The organism is Acinetobacter bereziniae (genome assembly GCF_016576965.1).
Classification (GTDB): Bacteria; Pseudomonadota; Gammaproteobacteria; order Pseudomonadales; family Moraxellaceae; genus Acinetobacter; species Acinetobacter bereziniae.
The window spans coordinates 1-18,162 of sequence record NZ_CP066120.1 but is presented as its reverse complement, the minus strand read 5'-3'; the positions used below and the strand labels follow the sequence as shown (position 1 = coordinate 18,162).

At 40.6% G+C, this 18,162-nt stretch carries 19 protein-coding genes and 1 pseudogene; 14 read left to right on the top strand and 6 right to left on the bottom strand.

The window, feature by feature from the left end:
- Nucleotides 1-19: 19 nt before the first annotated feature.
- Nucleotides 20-886: a PSE family carbenicillin-hydrolyzing class A beta-lactamase CARB-2 gene (locus I9192_RS22085; RefSeq protein WP_001931474.1), complete on the bottom strand. Its 867-nt coding sequence runs from the start codon at nucleotides 884-886 to the stop codon at nucleotides 20-22.
- Between the two features lie 205 nt (nucleotides 887-1,091).
- On the opposite strand from I9192_RS22085, the pseudogene intI1 reads away from it, so the two are divergent.
- Nucleotides 1,092-1,889 (top strand): annotated as a pseudogene (intI1, locus tag I9192_RS22080) (class 1 integron integrase IntI1); the annotation flags it as partial.
- A gap of 52 nt (nucleotides 1,890-1,941) precedes the next feature.
- Here intI1 and I9192_RS22075 read toward each other — a convergent pair.
- Together I9192_RS22075 and I9192_RS22065 are read right to left on the bottom strand one after the other, a co-directional pair.
- Nucleotides 1,942-2,646 (bottom strand): IS6-like element IS26 family transposase, encoded by a 705-nt coding sequence (locus I9192_RS22075; protein WP_001067855.1) that lies wholly within the window; start codon nucleotides 2,644-2,646, stop codon nucleotides 1,942-1,944.
- Nucleotides 2,647-2,787: 141 nt separating this feature from the next.
- A complete protein-coding gene (locus I9192_RS22065) occupies nucleotides 2,788-3,243 on the bottom strand; it encodes a helix-turn-helix domain-containing protein (protein WP_004973749.1) in 456 nt (151 codons plus the stop codon).
- Nucleotides 3,244-3,483: 240 nt separating this feature from the next.
- Between I9192_RS22065 and I9192_RS22060 the strand changes: the two genes are divergently transcribed.
- Nucleotides 3,484-4,050: a recombinase family protein gene (locus I9192_RS22060; protein WP_179994456.1), complete on the top strand. Its 567-nt coding sequence runs from the start codon at nucleotides 3,484-3,486 to the stop codon at nucleotides 4,048-4,050.
- A 242-nt stretch (nucleotides 4,051-4,292) separates the two neighbouring features.
- Here I9192_RS22060 and tet(39) read toward each other — a convergent pair whose 3' ends face one another.
- Nucleotides 4,293-5,480 carry a tetracycline efflux MFS transporter Tet(39) gene (gene tet(39) / locus I9192_RS22055; protein WP_004856455.1) on the bottom strand — a complete coding sequence of 396 codons (1,188 nt, stop codon included), beginning with the start codon at nucleotides 5,478-5,480 and terminating at the stop codon, nucleotides 4,293-4,295.
- A 65-nt stretch (nucleotides 5,481-5,545) separates the two neighbouring features.
- Here tet(39) and I9192_RS22050 point away from each other — a divergent pair, with 65 nt between their 5' ends.
- The 6 genes from I9192_RS22050 (at nucleotide 5,546) to nadS (ending at nucleotide 9,109) form a co-directional block, all read left to right on the top strand.
- A complete protein-coding gene (locus I9192_RS22050; protein ID WP_004787586.1) occupies nucleotides 5,546-6,187 on the top strand; it encodes a TetR/AcrR family transcriptional regulator C-terminal domain-containing protein in 642 nt (213 codons plus the stop codon).
- 154 nt (nucleotides 6,188-6,341) lie between these two features.
- Nucleotides 6,342-6,644: a type II toxin-antitoxin system RelE/ParE family toxin gene (locus I9192_RS22045; protein ID WP_000286964.1), complete on the top strand. Its 303-nt coding sequence runs from the start codon at nucleotides 6,342-6,344 to the stop codon at nucleotides 6,642-6,644.
- Entirely contained in the window at nucleotides 6,645-6,926 is a 282-nt protein-coding gene (locus I9192_RS22040) for an addiction module antidote protein (protein WP_000985609.1), read from the top strand.
- 148 nt (nucleotides 6,927-7,074) lie between these two features.
- The gene (locus tag I9192_RS22035; RefSeq protein WP_200150442.1) at nucleotides 7,075-8,400 is read left to right on the top strand and encodes an ISNCY family transposase; all 1,326 of its coding nucleotides are present in this window, start codon (nucleotides 7,075-7,077) and stop codon (nucleotides 8,398-8,400) included.
- A gap of 123 nt (nucleotides 8,401-8,523) precedes the next feature.
- Nucleotides 8,524-8,844, top strand: coding sequence for a type II toxin-antitoxin system RelE/ParE family toxin (locus tag I9192_RS22030; protein WP_000897307.1), 321 nt, complete (start codon nucleotides 8,524-8,526; stop codon nucleotides 8,842-8,844).
- A complete protein-coding gene (gene nadS, locus I9192_RS22025; RefSeq protein WP_000369781.1) occupies nucleotides 8,837-9,109 on the top strand; it encodes a NadS family protein in 273 nt (90 codons plus the stop codon). The genes I9192_RS22030 and nadS overlap by 8 nt, the downstream gene beginning before the upstream one ends.
- Nucleotides 9,110-9,199: 90 nt before the next feature.
- Here the strand turns inward: nadS and I9192_RS22020 are convergent, their stop codons facing one another.
- A complete protein-coding gene (locus I9192_RS22020) occupies nucleotides 9,200-10,525 on the bottom strand; it encodes an ISNCY family transposase (protein WP_200150442.1) in 1,326 nt (441 codons plus the stop codon).
- 563 nt (nucleotides 10,526-11,088) lie between these two features.
- On the opposite strand from I9192_RS22020, the gene msr(E) reads away from it, so the two are divergent.
- The 5 genes from msr(E) (at nucleotide 11,089) to I9192_RS21995 (ending at nucleotide 16,869) form a co-directional block, all read left to right on the top strand.
- Entirely contained in the window at nucleotides 11,089-12,564 is a 1,476-nt protein-coding gene (msr(E), locus tag I9192_RS22015; protein ID WP_000052512.1) for an ABC-F type ribosomal protection protein Msr(E), read from the top strand.
- A 55-nt stretch (nucleotides 12,565-12,619) separates the two neighbouring features.
- Nucleotides 12,620-13,504, top strand: a complete 885-nt coding sequence (locus I9192_RS22010) for an Mph(E) family macrolide 2'-phosphotransferase (RefSeq protein ID WP_000155092.1) — start codon at nucleotides 12,620-12,622, stop codon at nucleotides 13,502-13,504.
- A 251-nt stretch (nucleotides 13,505-13,755) separates the two neighbouring features.
- A complete protein-coding gene (locus tag I9192_RS22005) occupies nucleotides 13,756-15,081 on the top strand; it encodes an ISNCY family transposase (RefSeq protein ID WP_200150442.1) in 1,326 nt (441 codons plus the stop codon).
- A 174-nt stretch (nucleotides 15,082-15,255) separates the two neighbouring features.
- A complete protein-coding gene (locus I9192_RS22000) occupies nucleotides 15,256-15,696 on the top strand; it encodes a ribbon-helix-helix protein, CopG family (RefSeq protein WP_200523715.1) in 441 nt (146 codons plus the stop codon).
- Between the two features lie 576 nt (nucleotides 15,697-16,272).
- A complete protein-coding gene (locus tag I9192_RS21995) occupies nucleotides 16,273-16,869 on the top strand; it encodes a LysE family translocator (RefSeq protein ID WP_200150441.1) in 597 nt (198 codons plus the stop codon).
- A 27-nt stretch (nucleotides 16,870-16,896) separates the two neighbouring features.
- Here I9192_RS21995 and I9192_RS21990 read toward each other — a convergent pair whose 3' ends face one another.
- Nucleotides 16,897-17,715, bottom strand: a complete 819-nt coding sequence (locus I9192_RS21990; RefSeq protein ID WP_032073151.1) for an AraC family transcriptional regulator — start codon at nucleotides 17,713-17,715, stop codon at nucleotides 16,897-16,899.
- Between the two features lie 240 nt (nucleotides 17,716-17,955).
- Between I9192_RS21990 and I9192_RS21985 the strand changes: the two genes are divergently transcribed.
- The coding region (locus I9192_RS21985) for a recombinase family protein (RefSeq protein WP_200150440.1) at nucleotides 17,956-18,162 on the top strand (207 nt) is incomplete at its 3' end.

Genomic DNA, 18,162 nt, shown 5'->3' with positions numbered 1-18,162 from the left:
GATGGCCTTGTTAGCCTTATCAGCGCGACTGTGATGTATAAACGTCAAAAATTGAATGACCAATTTTAACAATCGCATCATTTCGCTCTGCCATTGAAGCCTGTGTTTGAGCTAGATAGATGCTCACAATAATTGGGGCTTGATGCTCACTCCACACAACTGCTGTAATACTCCGAGCACCAAATCCGCCAGCACCTGAGCGATCCGCAATGTTCCATCCCGCCGGCAATACTGAACGTAGTAAATTACCAGTGACTTGATTGTTCACCATCCAAGACTCTAATTTTTTCTGGTTCATTTCAGATAGCGCGGAACCAAATAAAAATTTATTCAAAGTACTGGCTATTGCCTTAGGAGTTGTCGTATCCCTCAAATCACCGAGCTTACCTTCATTTAAATCAGGCTCAATACGGTCTAGACGAGTCTCTTTGTCCCCAATTTGTCTTAAAAAATCAGTAACGCCTTTGGGGCCACCTACAGCACTTAGGATGATATTTGCCGCAGTATTATCACTTGTAGTCATAGTTGCGAAGCACGCATCATCGAGTGTGATTGCCTGCCCTACTTGCTTTTCTATTACAGGGGAATAGGTCACAAGATCTGCTTTCTTAATCTCGACTGTACTATTGGGATTAACTTTTCCTTGCTCAGCATCATATAGTAATTTAGCGCAAGCTATTGTTTTAAAAGTACTTGTTAACGGGAAGCGCTGATTGCCATTGTAATCCCAATATTCTCCATTTTGAGTATCAAGAACGGAAACACCTATACGAGCAGAAAGAGAAACTTCAATTGCCTTAACGTCTTGTTCAACTTGCTGAAACTTTGAACTACTTGCAAAAACCACGGATGGTATTAAAAGCGAAAATGCCAATAAAAACTTCATGTAAGTAACCCCATAATTTTGATTGTCACACATTTTATATAAAAGCATGAGGCTCCATAATATGGCTAACTTTGTTTTAGGGCGACTGCCCTGCTGCGTAACATCGTTGCTGCTCCATAACATCAAACATCGACCCACGGCGTAACGCGCTTGCTGCTTGGATGCCCGAGGCATAGACTGTACAAAAAAACAGTCATAACAAGCCATGAAAACCGCCACTGCGCCGTTACCACCGCTGCGTTCGGTCAAGGTTCTGGACCAGTTGCGTGAGCGCATACGCTACTTGCATTACAGCTTACCAACCGAACAGGCTTATGTCCACTGGGTTCGTGCCTTCATCCGTTTCCACGGTGTGCGTCACCCGGCAACCTTGGGCAGCAGCGAAGTCGAGGCATTTCTGTCCTGGCTGGCGAACGAGCGCAAGGTTTCGGTCTCCACGCATCGTCAGGCATTGGCGGCCTTGCTGTTCTTCTACGGCAAGGTGCTGTGCACGGATCTGCCCTGGCTTCAGGAGATCGGAAGACCTCGGCCGTCGCGGCGCTTGCCGGTGGTGCTGACCCCGGATGAAGTGGTTCGCATCCTCGGTTTTCTGGAAGGCGAGCATCGTTTGTTCGCCCAGCTTCTGTATGGAACGGGCATGCGGATCAGTGAGGGTTTGCAACTGCGGGTCAAGGATCTGGATTTCGATCACGGCACGATCATCGTGCGGGAGGGCAAGGGCTCCAAGGATCGGGCCTTGATGTTACCCGAGAGCTTGGCACCCAGCCTGCGCGAGCAGCTGTCGCGTGCACGGGCATGGTGGCTGAAGGACCAGGCCGAGGGCCGCAGCGGCGTTGCGCTTCCCGACGCCCTTGAGCGGAAGTATCCGCGCGCCGGGCATTCCTGGCCGTGGTTCTGGGTTTTTGCGCAGCACACGCATTCGACCGATCCACGGAGCGGTGTCGTGCGTCGCCATCACATGTATGACCAGACCTTTCAGCGCGCCTTCAAACGTGCCGTAGAAGGCACTGTTGCAAAGTTAGCGATGAGGCAGCCTTTTGTCTTATTCAAAGGCCTTACATTTCAAAAACTCTGCTTACCAGGCGCATTTCGCCCAGGGGATCACCATAATAAAATGCTGAGGCCTGGCCTTTGCGTAGTGCACGCATCACCTCAATACCTTTGATGGTGGCGTAAGCCGTCTTCATGGATTTAAATCCCAGCGTGGCGCCGATTATCCGTTTCAGTTTGCCATGATCGCATTCAATCACGTTGTTCCGGTACTTAATCTGTCGGTGTTCAACGTCAGACGGGCACCGGCCTTCGCGTTTGAGCAGAGCAAGCGCGCGACCATAGGCGGGCGCTTTATCCGTGTTGATGAATCGCGGGATCTGCCACTTCTTCACGTTGTTGAGGATTTTACCCAGAAACCGGTATGCAGCTTTGCTGTTACGACGGGAGGAGAGATAAAAATCGACAGTGCGGCCCCGGCTGTCGACGGCCCGGTACAGATACGCCCAGCGGCCATTGACCTTCACGTAGGTTTCATCCATGTGCCACGGGCAAAGATCGGAAGGGTTACGCCAGTACCAGCGCAGCCGTTTTTCCATTTCAGGCGCATAACGCTGAACCCAGCGGTAAATCGTGGAGTGATCGACATTCACTCCGCGTTCAGCCAGCATCTCCTGCAGCTCACGGTAACTGATGCCGTATTTGCAGTACCAGCGTACGGCCCACAGAATGATGTCACGCTGAAAATGCCGGCCTTTGAATGGGTTCATGTGCAGCTCCATCAGCAAAAGGGGATGATAAGTTTATCACCACCGACTATTTGCAACAGTGCCGTTTCATCAACATAACCTAATATAATTTCACCACGTGCCGCTTGCTCTCGTAATTTTTCAATCTGCTGTGTTGCTTGTTCAAATGCAATCGGATCTCTTTTTTTTCAAGCTATGACGGGTACGCTTGAAGACCATACCTGAATCACGTAAAAACTTACGAATGGTTTCAACAGACACGGACACTTCGTATTCTTCATGTAGTTTGACTCGGATTTGTTCTGCATTGAGTGGACTTGTATTGACCCAATCTAGGATTTTCGCCTGATAGTCTGAGATCAATGTATTGGGCCGACCTGAGCGATGACCTTCTTTAATCGATTCAAACTCATACAATTCCCAACGTCGGCGTTGTAGCCTTATGGTTTCTGGGATACGTTCTTGTAGAGTGGCAACTTCCGCAACACTTTTACCTTCAGAAAGCCAGAGAATAGTTTGGGCACGTTGTCTTTCACGCCAATGTTTTGCATGCTTGGCCAGAAAAATGAGTCGTTCTCGCTGTTCTAAACTAAGTGGTACAGAAACAATTCGAGGCATGTGTGAACATCTGTTAACTAAAAAAACTTTTTCGCATGATTAGTTATTTTTGTCAACTTATTCAATAAAAAAACTATAATCATTATGTTAATTTAGAGTATACCCTAAAGTTACAATCTGAAAGTTCATGAAATTATGTATCATTTAAATGGTTTTTAATCATAAGTAACATGTAACTTTAGTGTTAAAGAATTATAATTTACGAAATTGTTCATTTTTATCCAATTGGGGCGTGAAAAAGTGAAAGGCCAAAAAGTAGGGTATGTCCGGGTAAGTTCTGTCGAGCAAAACACTGGACGTCAACTTGAAGGAATTGAGGTCGACCGGATTTTTGTTGACCGTGCTTCAGGTAAAAATACTGACCGACCTAAATTTCAGGAAATGTTGAACTATGTCCGGGAAGGGGACAGGGTGATTGTACATTCAATGGATCGTTTTGCGCGAAGCCTAAAAGATTTGGTCACTGAAGTAGATAAACTGGTCAAACGAGGGATCGCCATCCAGTTTGTAAAAGAAAATATTACTTTTACAGCCGAATCCACCCCGATGGATAATTTGATGCTTCAAATGATGGGTGCTTTTGCACAGTTCGAACGTGAGATCATTTTAGAGCGGCAAAAGGAAGGAATAAAACTCGCCTCTGCTCAGGGGAAGTACAAAGGTCGGGTGCATAAACTAAAGCCTGACCAAGCTGAAGCTTTACGACAAGCATGGAAGGAGGGGAAGTATTCATCGAAAATGGCATTAGGGAAAGCTTTTGGGATTAGTCGTCAGGCGGTATACCGATATTTACAAGTTAGTGAATAGCTTATTGGGATTAGCAACTAAATTTAGTTTAACTTATAAAAATCATGAAACACTGTTCGAATTTTAAGCGTGGAACGTGAAAAATCACAAAAAAAGCCCACCTTGGGGAAGGTGGGCTATCAACTAGAAACTACAGCATTGATTTCTAAGTGGAATTATAACACATTACGTATAAGGTGTATTATGTTAATTTTAGATAAACTATAGAATCCATTAGTTTTTAAACCAATAAATTAAATATTTTATGGAACTCCAGAATATTTATTCAGGCGATACTTAAGCAATAAGGGTAGGGTGATTACATAAAGTATTGCAGCTAATGCCCATACCATTCCAGGAGCTGATGCCTGAGTCATAAAATAGAGGCTAGTAACTAATACAGGACCAATTATAGCCCCCAGACTATTAAAACTGCTTAATAGCCCTTGTAATTCACCTTGTCTTTCATCACTAATACCTCTGGACATCATTGCTTGCAAAGCAGGAACGGCTACTCCACCAAGGGCAAACAATGGTAACAACGCAAAAGGCACCCATTCTTCAACAGCAATAGATAAAAGAAGTAAACCAATTGCATCGCAAGCTATTCCACATAACAACGTATTTTTCTCTCCAAACCTCTTTACCATAGGGGCGATAGCAAAAGCCTGTGCAATAGAATGGCATATTCCATAACTAGCAAGGGAAACACCTGCAATAAATATACTCCAGCCATAACGATCCTGCCCATAGATAACCCATAAAGTTGCGGGGACTTGTGAAACCAATGTGATAATTAAAAAGATACCAAGCAATGGAGCCATATTAGGTTGAGTGATCAAATAGGATAATTTCTTTAATATTGATTGCTCCTGAACCTTCTCAGTCATTTTATTGCTGTGTTTTGATTCTTTTAATAAGACTGCTGTCATTATTAAATTAATCCCATTCATAAAAGCAGCAGCAAAGAACGGTGCATGTAAGTTCCATTCACCCAAAACTCCACCTATTACCGGACCCGCTATAAACCCAATACCAAAGACAGCTCCAAGGAGACCAAACCTTTTTGCACGCTCATGGGCTGGAGTAATATCTGAAACATAAGCTGTTGCAACAGCCATGTTGGCACCTGTAATTCCCGCAAAAATACGACCAATATATAGCCACAATAGAGAAGGAGCAGCAGCCATTAGGAGATAATCAGCCGTTGCACCAGCAATTGAAATAATTAATACAGGTCGACGTCCAAATCGGTCACTCAACGCTCCAAGGATAGGTGCAAAAATGAACTGCATCAGAGCATACACAGCTAATAAAGCACCATAGTGAACACCGCCTGCTTCAGCTCCAGCCAATGACCGTAATAATTCAGGCAAGATCGGCATAATTAAACCAATCCCAACAGCATCCAGAAATATAGTGATTAAAATCACGCTCAATGATTTCTTCACAAATGCCTTCTCTAGCAATGATAGAATTAATATTCTCTCACACACTCCCTATCAGTGATAGATTTATGAGTAAAAAAGATATTGCACCTCAACGTCTGACACGTGAAATAGTCCTGCGTACCGCATTGGATATGTTGAATGAAGAAGGCATAGATTCAATAACCACACGCAAGCTAGCTCAACGATTGGGTATTAAATCTCCAACTCTATATTGGCATTTCAAGAATAAATCCTTGTTAATGGAAGCAATGGCGGAAACCATTATAAATGAACACCATTTAGTTTCTTTACCCATCGATGGGATGACATGGCAAGATTGGTTGCTCGCTAATTCTGTAAGCTTTCGTCGAGCACTACTAGCTTACCGTGATGGTGCTCGTCTACATGCAAGAACTAGCCCCAGTCAAGGACATTTCAACACGATTGAGGCCCAAGTTGCGCTGTTATCTCATGCTGGGTTTTCTCCTGTTGAAGCAGTTGCATTACTTATGACATTAGGAAGGTTTATTGTTGGGTGGGTCCTTGAGGAGCAGCAAGAAGAAATAAGATCAGACCCACCATTCGAAGCCGATCCAACTATATATCCACTCATGCTCCAAGGAGTGAATACCTTACAAAATATGAATGCGGATGACATTTTTGAAAATGGGATTCGTATGGTGATTATCGGTGCTGAAAGACAACTTGATATTAAAATGCAAACTTAACTCTATACTGCTTTAAGCAACTGTTCTATTTAGTAATAAAGCTTTTATCCTTAATTATTTAACATAATGGCGGTTATACGAAATTCACCGTTTCGAGCCCCAAATATCAAGTTTATTTCTTGCATAAATGTATCCTATAGGATACATTCTACTTATGTACTCAATATATACCACTGAAGTCTTTGATGACTGGTTCACCAAGTTAAAAGACCAGCAGGCAAAAAGACGCATACAAGTCCGAATTGATCGGGTTGAAGATGGAAACTTTGGAGATACTGAGCCGGTCGGTGAAGGTGTTTCTGAATTACGTTTCTTCTTTGGGCCAGGCTATAGGATTTATTACTGCAAGCAAGGGCAAAGGGTTGTTATTCTTTTAGCAGGCGGAGATAAGTCTACGCAAAGTAAAGATATAAAACTTGCCCTGCAATTGGCACAAGATTTAGAGGAGGAGCTATAAATGGCTATTAAACTTCGCAAATGGGACAGTGCTGAGCATCTTAAAACAGAGGATGATATGCAGGCTTACTTACAAGCATGTATTGAAGAATCTAATGGCGATGCCGCATTCATTGCAAAGGCTTTAGGTAACATTGCAAAAGCTAAAGGAATGGCTCAATTATCACGAGATACAGGCTTAGGCCGAGAAAGTCTTTATAAAGCACTTTCTGGTGATGTTAACCCTAGTTTTGATACTGTGATTAAAGTTGTAAAAGCACTGAATTTACGCTTAGCAATTTAAAAAAAGTTATTAAAAAATGGAGCTTTAGGCTCCATTTTTTATGTAATTCCAAAATAGAAATGTCCGGTTTCTCCAAAGTAAAAATGTCCGCTTTTAGAATATGCACTTTTGCAATTTTCTTAGCGGACGGTTTGATATGTTGGTGTCTATGTCGGATAAAGAACTTAAACGATTGTCGGTCTTGCAAGAAATCTGTGATCAACGCATAACCCAGTCCCAAGCTGCTCAGCTACTTCATATTTCAGAACGTCAGATCAGACGTTTATTGCAAAAATACAAAGCTCAAGGCCCAGCTGCATTAGCACATGCTGCACGTGGCCAAATCAGCAATTCCAGGCTTCCTGAAGAGCTCAGACTCAAGTGCCTCAATATTGTTTCGGATCAACTGCATGGTTTCGGACCCACTTTAGCGCATGAAAAGCTCACCACCGTTCATGGCTTTGATATTTCAGTGGAAACACTGCGTTCCTGGATGATTGCAGCCGATTTATGGATTCCTCGCGCCAAGCGTCTGAAACGCCCGTATCAGCCTCGTTATAACCGGGACTGTTATGGTGAACTGATCCAAATCGATGGCTCACACCATGACTGGTTTGAAGGTCGAGCCCCTAAATGCTGTCTGCTGGTATTTATCGATGATGCCACAGGAAAATTGCAGCATTTACGCTTCTGTGAATCAGAATCAGCCTTTGACTATATGATTTCAACACGTTTGTATATTGAGCAGCATGGTAAGCCGTTGGCATTTTACAGCGATAAACATTCAGTCTTCAGGGTGAATCAAAGCAGTAAGAAAGACACCAAGATTACCCAGTTTGGGCGCGTACTCAGCACCCTGAATATCGATATTATCTTCGCTAATTCACCACAGGCCAAAGGCCGTGTAGAACGGGCCAATAGAACGCTTCAGGACCGTCTGATCAAAGAAATGCGCCTGGAAGGCATCTGTTCGATTGAGCAAGCGAATGCCTGGCTACCCTGCTTCATTGAGCAGTTCAATCAGAAGTTCGCCAAGATGGCTTTTAATCCCAAGGATTTACACCGGACTGTTACTGAAACTGCTGAGGAGTTAGATGATGTTTTTACTTGGCGTGAACCCCGCAGAGTCACGAATAGCCTGACGATTACTTATGATAAATGCGTATATCTCCTGGAAAACACGGAAGAAAACCAAAGATTGATTGGTAAGTATCTTGAGTTCCTAGAATACCCGGATGGTACAGTCGCGATTGAATATCAGGGAAGAAAAATCAATTACAGCATCTTCGATAAATTAAGTCAGCTTAACCAGCGAGAGATTGTTGAGAATAAACGTTTAGGTGCTGTTCTCAATCATATTCAACAACAGCATGAAGAATTGGAACAGCAATACAAACGCAATCGTTCTCAATCTATGCCAAGAAGACGTGCACAGAAAACAGCAATTCAACAACGAAATCTGAATCCTGTGCTTGACTTGGAAATGTCTGTATAGGACATTTCTATTTGGTTTTAAGATAGGACATTTCTACTTTGGAATAACAGAGATCTACCAGCTCTCGTTTTTTGTTATGGAAACTGCTAAAATTCAAATACGCCATTGACGTATAAAGAGTCCATGTTATTTATTGAAACCAGCATCTTTACCAAGCAAATTAAAGACCTTGTATCTGATGAGGAATATCGTCAACTTCAGCAAGATCTTTTGGTACAGCCTGATAGAGGTGACCTAATCAAGAATGGCGGTGGTATTCGCAAAGTACGTTGTGCTCAAGGTAACAAAGGGAAAAGTGGTGGGATACGGGTGATTTATTATTGGGTCACCGAGGATGATCAGATCTTTTTCTTAGTGGCTTATCCAAAATCAGTAAAAGATAATTTAACAGATAAGGAAACCGCCATTCTGCACCAACTCGTGAAGGAGCAATTTCATGGATAACAACTTATTTGATGACTTGGTTGCTTCAATCAAAGAAGCTGGAGCTATCAAACGTAAAGAAGTTAAAGCAAGCCGAGTTACAGAACTCGAATTGCCTGATATTAAAGAAGTACGTGAAAAAACTGGCTTGAGCCAAAATGAATTTGCTGCACGTCTACATATTAGCCCCCGTACCCTGCAAAATTGGGAACAGGGACGACGCTATCCAACTGGACCAGCAGCTACATTGATTCGAATTTTAGATGCTCACCCAAGCCTTATTTGAAAAAATTACTTAAAAAATGGGAGCTTAAGGCTCCCATTTTTTGTTATTCCAAAGTAGAAATGTCCTATCTTAAAACCAAATAGAAATGTCCTATACAGACATTTCCAAGTCAAGCACAGGATTCAGATTTCGTTGTTGAATTGCTGTTTTCTGTGCACGTCTTCTTGGCATAGATTGAGAACGATTGCGTTTGTATTGCTGTTCCAATTCTTCATGCTGTTGTTGAATATGATTGAGAACAGCACCTAAACGTTTATTCTCAACAATCTCTCGCTGGTTAAGCTGACTTAATTTATCGAAGATGCTGTAATTGATTTTTCTTCCCTGATATTCAATCGCGACTGTACCATCCGGGTATTCTAGGAACTCAAGATACTTACCAATCAATCTTTGGTTTTCTTCCGTGTTTTCCAGGAGATATACGCATTTATCATAAGTAATCGTCAGGCTATTCGTGACTCTGCGGGGTTCACGCCAAGTAAAAACATCATCTAACTCCTCAGCAGTTTCAGTAACAGTCCGGTGTAAATCCTTGGGATTAAAAGCCATCTTGGCGAACTTCTGATTGAACTGCTCAATGAAGCAGGGTAGCCAGGCATTCGCTTGCTCAATCGAACAGATGCCTTCCAGGCGCATTTCTTTGATCAGACGGTCCTGAAGCGTTCTATTGGCCCGTTCTACACGGCCTTTGGCCTGTGGTGAATTAGCGAAGATAATATCGATATTCAGGGTGCTGAGTACGCGCCCAAACTGGGTAATCTTGGTGTCTTTCTTACTGCTTTGATTCACCCTGAAGACTGAATGTTTATCGCTGTAAAATGCCAACGGCTTACCATGCTGCTCAATATACAAACGTGTTGAAATCATATAGTCAAAGGCTGATTCTGATTCACAGAAGCGTAAATGCTGCAATTTTCCTGTGGCATCATCGATAAATACCAGCAGACAGCATTTAGGGGCTCGACCTTCAAACCAGTCATGGTGTGAGCCATCGATTTGGATCAGTTCACCATAACAGTCCCGGTTATAACGAGGCTGATACGGGCGTTTCAGACGCTTGGCGCGAGGAATCCATAAATCGGCTGCAATCATCCAGGAACGCAGTGTTTCCACTGAAATATCAAAGCCATGAACGGTGGTGAGCTTTTCATGCGCTAAAGTGGGTCCGAAACCATGCAGTTGATCCGAAACAATATTGAGGCACTTGAGTCTGAGCTCTTCAGGAAGCCTGGAATTGCTGATTTGGCCACGTGCAGCATGTGCTAATGCAGCTGGGCCTTGAGCTTTGTATTTTTGCAATAAACGTCTGATCTGACGTTCTGAAATATGAAGTAGCTGAGCAGCTTGGGACTGGGTTATGCGTTGATCACAGATTTCTTGCAAGACCGACAATCGTTTAAGTTCTTTATCCGACATAGACACCAACATATCAAACCGTCCGCTAAGAAAATTGCAAAAGTGCATATTCTAAAAGCGGACATTTTTACTTTGGAGAAACCGGACATTTCTATTTTGGAATTACATTTTTATTTCGTATAAGGTGTATTATGTTAATTTTAGAAAATCTTCACTACTATTATTTTAAAATAAGCCTTATATCCAAGCATAAAACAAGGTTGTCTAGACTTCTTTTAACAGTAAAGTTATCATAAAACTGAATTTTATTTTTTAGGTAAGTTTATGCATTCTATCCGCATTCGTTAAGACACAACTATTTGCATAGTGACACTATTTTATAATGGTGGGCTTTTGTTGTGTCTTTAAGAATATATGCGGATATATAAAGTAAAAGTATGCTTAATTTATAAGTATGCTTTTAGTGCATAGTTTCCAGTTATAACTTAATTGACTAGCTATTTGTCCACCCTGTGGATGAATAGCTTTTTTTTTGGGAGGACACTGTGATGCTAGCTTTTGTTTTCACCTAAATCCTGTTTGCTGCATAAAAAATTTCAAGAGCTAAACAGGAGTAAATAAAAATGAGTTTAATTATTAAAGCGAGAAACATACGCTTGGATTATGCTGGGCGTGATGTTTTGGATATTGATGAATTGGAAATTCACTCTTATGACCGTATTGGTCTTGTGGGTGATAACGGAGCAGGAAAGAGTAGTTTACTCAAAGTACTTAATGGCGAAATTGTTTTAGCCGAAGCGACATTACAGCGTTTTGGTGATTTTGCACATATCAGCCAACTGGGCGGAATCGAAATAGAAACGGTCGAAGACCGGGCAATGTTATCTCGCCTTGGTGTTTCCAATGTACAAAACGACACAATGAGTGGCGGAGAGGAAACTCGTGCAAAAATTGCTGCCGCATTTTCCCAACAAGTACATGGCATTCTAGCGGATGAACCAACCAGCCACCTTGATCTCAATGGAATAGATCTACTTATTGGTCAACTTAAAGCATTTGATGGAGCATTACTTGTTATCAGTCATGACCGATATTTTCTTGATATGGTTGTAGACAAGATATGGGAGTTAAAAGACGGTAAAATTACGGAATATTGGGGTGGTTACTCGGATTACTTGCGTCAAAAAGAAGAAGAGCGACAACACCAAGCCGTAGAATATGAGCTGATGATGAAGGAACGGGAGCGATTAGAATCTGCTGTGCAAGAAAAACGCCAGCAAGCTAATCGATTAGACAATAAGAAAAAAGGAGAAAAATCCAAAAACTCTACCGAAAGTGCTGGACGACTTGGGCATGCAAAAATGACTGGCACCAAGCAAAGAAAACTGTATCAGGCAGCTAAGAGTATGGAAAAGCGTTTGGCTGCATTAGAAGATATTCAAGCACCAGAGCATTTGCGTTCTATTCGTTTTCGTCAAAGTTCAGCCCTAGAACTGCACAATAAGTTCCCGATTACGGCAGATGGTCTGAGCTTAAAATTTGGTAGCCGTACTATCTTTGATGACGCTAACTTTATAATACCGCTTGGCGCTAAAGTCGCTATAACTGGATCGAATGGAACAGGGAAAACGTCCTTGTTAAAAATGATATCAGAACGTGCTGATGGATTAACCATATCTCCAAAAGCTGAAATTGGCTACTTTACACAAACAGGATATAAATTTAACACGCATAAATCTGTGCTCTCCTTTATGCAGGAAGAGTGCGAGTACACAGTTGCGGAAATTCGTGCAGTATTGGCTTCAATGGGGATCGGAGCGAATGATATTCAAAAAAACTTATCCGACTTATCGGGAGGTGAAATCATCAAACTGCTTTTATCCAAAATGCTTTTAGGAAAATATAATATTTTGCTTATGGATGAACCAGGAAACTATCTTGACCTAAAAAGTATTGCCGCATTAGAAACAATGATGAAGTCCTATGCAGGAACTATTATCTTCGTATCTCATGACAAGCAATTGGTCGATAATATTGCTGACATTATCTACGAGATCAAAGACCACAAAATCATCAAGACTTTTGAGAGAGATTGTTAATGATAGCCAATCTAATCCGAACATTAATTATTGAACTCTTTAAAGGAAATTAAAAATGACAATTCAAGATATTCAATCACTTGCTGAAGCACACGGCTTGTTGCTTACGGACAAAATGAATTTCAATGAAATGGGCATTGATTTTAAGGTCGTTTTTGCTCTTGATACAAAGGGGCAACAATGGTTGCTGCGTATTCCTCGTCGTGATGGCATGAGGGAACAAATCAAGAAAGAAAAACGCATTTTAGAATTGGTAAAAAAACATCTTTCTGTAGAGGTTCCTGATTGGAGAATTTCATCTACAGAATTAGTGGCTTATCCCATACTTAAAGATAATCCTGTTTTAAATTTGGATGCTGAAACCTATGAAATAATTTGGAATATGGACAAAGATAGCCCGAAATACATAACATCTTTGGCAAAAACCTTATTTGAAATCCATAGTATTCCTGAAAAAGAAGTTCGGGAAAATGATTTGAAAATTATGAAACCTTCAGATTTAAGACCTGAAATAGCAAACAATTTGCAGTTAGTAAAATCTGAAATTGGTATAAGTGAGCAATTGGAAACCCGCTACAGAAAATGGTTGGATAATGATGTTCTATGGGCAGATTTCACCCAATTTATACATGGCGATTTATATGCTGGGCATGTACTAGCTTCAAAGGATGGAGCTGTTTCAGGCGTTATTGATTGGTCAACAGCCCATATAGATGACCCAGCGATTGATTTTGCTGGGCATGTAACTTTGTTTGGAGAAGAAAGCCTCAAAACTCTAATCATCGAGTATGAAAAACTAGGGGGTAAAGTTTGGAATAAACTATATGAACAGACTTTAGAAAGAGCAGCGGCCTCTCCTTTGATGTATGGTTTATTTGCCTTAGAAACTCAAAATGAAAGCCTTATCGTTGGAGCAAAAGCTCAGTTGGGAGTTATATAATTTAAAAATATGATTGCTGAGAACTGCCTTGTTTTGAAACTTGGTTGGCTTTAATTAGTTTTTAGTATTCTTTATAGAAAATGCCTCGATCAAGGGGCATTTCTAACAATCATTTAACATAAAATTTCTTATACGAAAGACTTCTGTAATTCCAAAATAGAAATGTCCGGTTTCTCCAAAGTAAAAATGTCCGCTTTTAGAATATGCACTTTTGCAATTTTCTTAGCGGACGGTTTGATATGTTGGTGTCTATGTCGGATAAAGAACTTAAACGATTGTCGGTCTTGCAAGAAATCTGTGATCAACGCATAACCCAGTCCCAAGCTGCTCAGCTACTTCATATTTCAGAACGTCAGATCAGACGTTTATTGCAAAAATACAAAGCTCAAGGCCCAGCTGCATTAGCACATGCTGCACGTGGCCAAATCAGCAATTCCAGGCTTCCTGAAGAGCTCAGACTCAAGTGCCTCAATATTGTTTCGGATCAACTGCATGGTTTCGGACCCACTTTAGCGCATGAAAAGCTCACCACCGTTCATGGCTTTGATATTTCAGTGGAAACACTGCGTTCCTGGATGATTGCAGCCGATTTATGGATTCCTCGCGCCAAGCGTCTGAAACGCCCGTATCAGCCTCGTTATAACCGGGACTGTTATGGTGAACTGATCCAAATCGATGGCTCACACCATGACTGGTTTGAAGGTCGAGCCCCTAAATGCTGTCTGCTGGTATTTATCGATGATGCCACAGGAAAATTGCAGCATTTACGCTTCTGTGAATCAGAATCAGCCTTTGACTATATGATTTCAACACGTTTGTATATTGAGCAGCATGGTAAGCCGTTGGCATTTTACAGCGATAAACATTCAGTCTTCAGGGTGAATCAAAGCAGTAAGAAAGACACCAAGATTACCCAGTTTGGGCGCGTACTCAGCACCCTGAATATCGATATTATCTTCGCTAATTCACCACAGGCCAAAGGCCGTGTAGAACGGGCCAATAGAACGCTTCAGGACCGTCTGATCAAAGAAATGCGCCTGGAAGGCATCTGTTCGATTGAGCAAGCGAATGCCTGGCTACCCTGCTTCATTGAGCAGTTCAATCAGAAGTTCGCCAAGATGGCTTTTAATCCCAAGGATTTACACCGGACTGTTACTGAAACTGCTGAGGAGTTAGATGATGTTTTTACTTGGCGTGAACCCCGCAGAGTCACGAATAGCCTGACGATTACTTATGATAAATGCGTATATCTCCTGGAAAACACGGAAGAAAACCAAAGATTGATTGGTAAGTATCTTGAGTTCCTAGAATACCCGGATGGTACAGTCGCGATTGAATATCAGGGAAGAAAAATCAATTACAGCATCTTCGATAAATTAAGTCAGCTTAACCAGCGAGAGATTGTTGAGAATAAACGTTTAGGTGCTGTTCTCAATCATATTCAACAACAGCATGAAGAATTGGAACAGCAATACAAACGCAATCGTTCTCAATCTATGCCAAGAAGACGTGCACAGAAAACAGCAATTCAACAACGAAATCTGAATCCTGTGCTTGACTTGGAAATGTCTGTATAGGACATTTCTATTTGGTTTTAAGATAGGACATTTCTACTTTGGAATAACAACTTCTGTAACTCCTAAATAGGAGTTTTTTTATTGAATAACTCTCTAAAAAACAGGCATTGCAAAGTCAATTCTAATGATATACACTAATTGATATACATTTAGATTGTGGTTATTGAAATGCTAATGCTTAGATTACCAGTAGAACTAGATAAGCGGTTAGATGAAATAGCGAAAAAGACCCAACGAACTAAATCATTTCTAGCTAGAGAAGCAATTTTATTAAGTCTTGAGACCCTAGAAAAAAAATATACGATTGAAAACAAAGAATTAAGAGATATGAATATTAATTTATATGAAACTTTAGTTAAGTCTTTTTCTACACCAATTGATTTAGAAACTGAATCAAGAAAGTCAAAATTTCGTATCTTTAGCGAAGATGGAAAGCTATTTGTTCATAATAATAAAGACAATATTCGCCCATTAAGTGTAGATGAAGTTGATAATTTTTATAAAGTTTTCAAAGAAACAGGAAGTCGGTCTCCATCAACATATACAGATGTAACCTTTAACTCATCATATATTCTTGCTGCGATATCGCATTTAAAGGAACAAGATATTCTTTAATACCTCGTGTAATAAAAAAGCCCGACATCCTGTCGGGCTTTTTCATATCGGGTTGCTCGTCTTACTGATCTCGTGCTGCCCATTCCTTGCGCAATTTTCTTATTCTTGTTGTCTGGAAACATCCAGTTTCCTTATGTATTCATCATAGGGCTAATGCTTTGGATTACCAATCCGCAAAATCCTTAAATCCATGTAAGTTTTCGCTTACAAAGCTGGCTTATTTTATCCCAAGAGTTGTCCGCAGAAATTGGGGATTATTTCTGAATTGTGAACCTTGATAAATCAGGAAAAAACGCAAAAATGAGTGTTTTTTGATCAATTTTATTGGCTAAAAGTTACAGTTTTGCTTAAAAAGAAACCGACTTGTTTCCCAGTCGGTTTTTTGTGGTTTTTTAGGGGGATGGAAAATTTTTAAATATATGAAAAACAAGGATATTTTAAAAGGCATTTCGTATAAGCTCTATTATGTTAAATAGAAATTTTTAATTAGTTCAGCACAAACGTACAATCTTTAAGGCCTATAACTCGATACCGTTCTCTCTTTGATGTTTATTGCTATCTAATTGAGTGAACTCTGTGGAAATATTTCTTTATACATTAAGCGTTATGTATAGCCCAGGCCCTGTAAATTTTATGGGGCTAAATTCTGGCCTTACAGGTCAATTAAAAAAGACTATAGGATTTTACCTAGGCATTGGTTTCGCCATGTTGATCTTATTCGTATTGTTTGGCTATATAGGTGAAGCTGTTATTCCACATGGATTGATTCATTATATTGCTTTAGCGGGTGCAATTTATACATTCTACTTGGCTATAAAAATGATTAGGGCGAATGTAGAAACAACTCAACAGCAAGAAAGCCATCTAACATTCTTAAATGGCTTATTTATTCAGTTATTAAATCCAAAAGCCATTCTCGTCACTCTACCTGTTACGACAATTATGTACCCTGCAGCCAAAATCACAGGAATCATGATCTTGATTGTTTCTTTACTGATTTCACTTGGTGCTGTTGGCGCACCATTCACCTATGCTCTGGTTGGAAAAGTATTAGGCAACAAAATTGCTAATCCTATCTGGTTTAATCGGCTAAATAAGCTGATGGGTATACTCTTGATTTTATCAGGGCTTTTTATGTTCAAAGATTTTCTTAATGGAATAAATCTGCTGTAGGACAAATTAGCCGTTCAAATCGAACGGCTATCTTTTAATATTTATCATTTTCCATTGAGTGGGAGTTAAACCAAATGTTTTTATAAAATGTCTGGTCATATGACTCTGATCAAAAAAGCCTGCATTTAAAGCAGCATTAACAATAGACTCCCCTTGAGCAAGGTAGAACTTAACTGTTTCTAAGCGACGCATGATCATATAACGGTGTGGGCTAGTTCCAAATAATAATCGGAAATCACGAGAAAGGCTCCAGCGGTCACGATCAGCATGTTTCTCTAAATCTGACAAACTTAAGTTTTCATGTGGATACGCCAAAATACACTCACGCGCTCTCTCTGCTGCCTTGTAGTCAAATTTTTTGTTTTGGTTAGATGAAGTATCTGAAATTTCACACAGTGTAGTTGCCAAATCAAATAGAGCATCTTCCTCTTCTAGGGTATCCATATAATTATTTATATTATTTAGAAAGCTATCCATTGCCCTAAACAGGCGAATATCATTACTTAAGCCATGTCTGATAAAAGGCAAAGGTTTACCCTTTAAAATGGTTTGGATCATCGCTGGTTCGATGTAAATCATTCTATAGCGATAGCCATCTAATGTTCCTGATTCACCATCATGCTTTTCATCCGGGTGTAGAACCATAGTCATGCCTGGCAAGCTATGTTGCAATGTACCTTTGTAATGAAAGTTTTGAACTCCGGAAAGAGTCCTGCCAATAGCATAAGTATCATGTCGGTGAGGTTTATAAGCATAATTGGAAAGAAATGCTTCAATTCTTTCTAATTTATGATTTTGAGTGGGGGATCTCACAATCCAATTATTTCCACTGGAGAAATCAGGCATAATTGATGGCCAATTTTTCGTAGATTCTATTGTAGATTATTTTTCACTTTTCCTAAAATTAACATAATACACGTTATACGAATCCCAAGGCATGGCTTTTAGTCATGCTTTTTTTATCAAAAGAGTATACCCGAATGATAAGGAAACAGTTAGTTACAACGAAATATCATTAGAGTTGTTATGTTGATTAAATGATAGCTGTATCATTGTAGTATATTCAATAATCTCAAATGATAAACCATGACGACTAGAATCTACTTAAGAGCTTCAACCAAAGATCAAGATGCACAGAGAGCACTAAACCAATTAGATGACTTAAACCAAAGGCTCGAGTTAGGTGAATCGGTTACCTATATTGAGAATTTCTCAGGGACGAAGTTGGATCGTCCTGAACTAAACAGGTTGCTCACAGAAGCAAACCAAGGCGACACGTTATTGGTAGAAAGC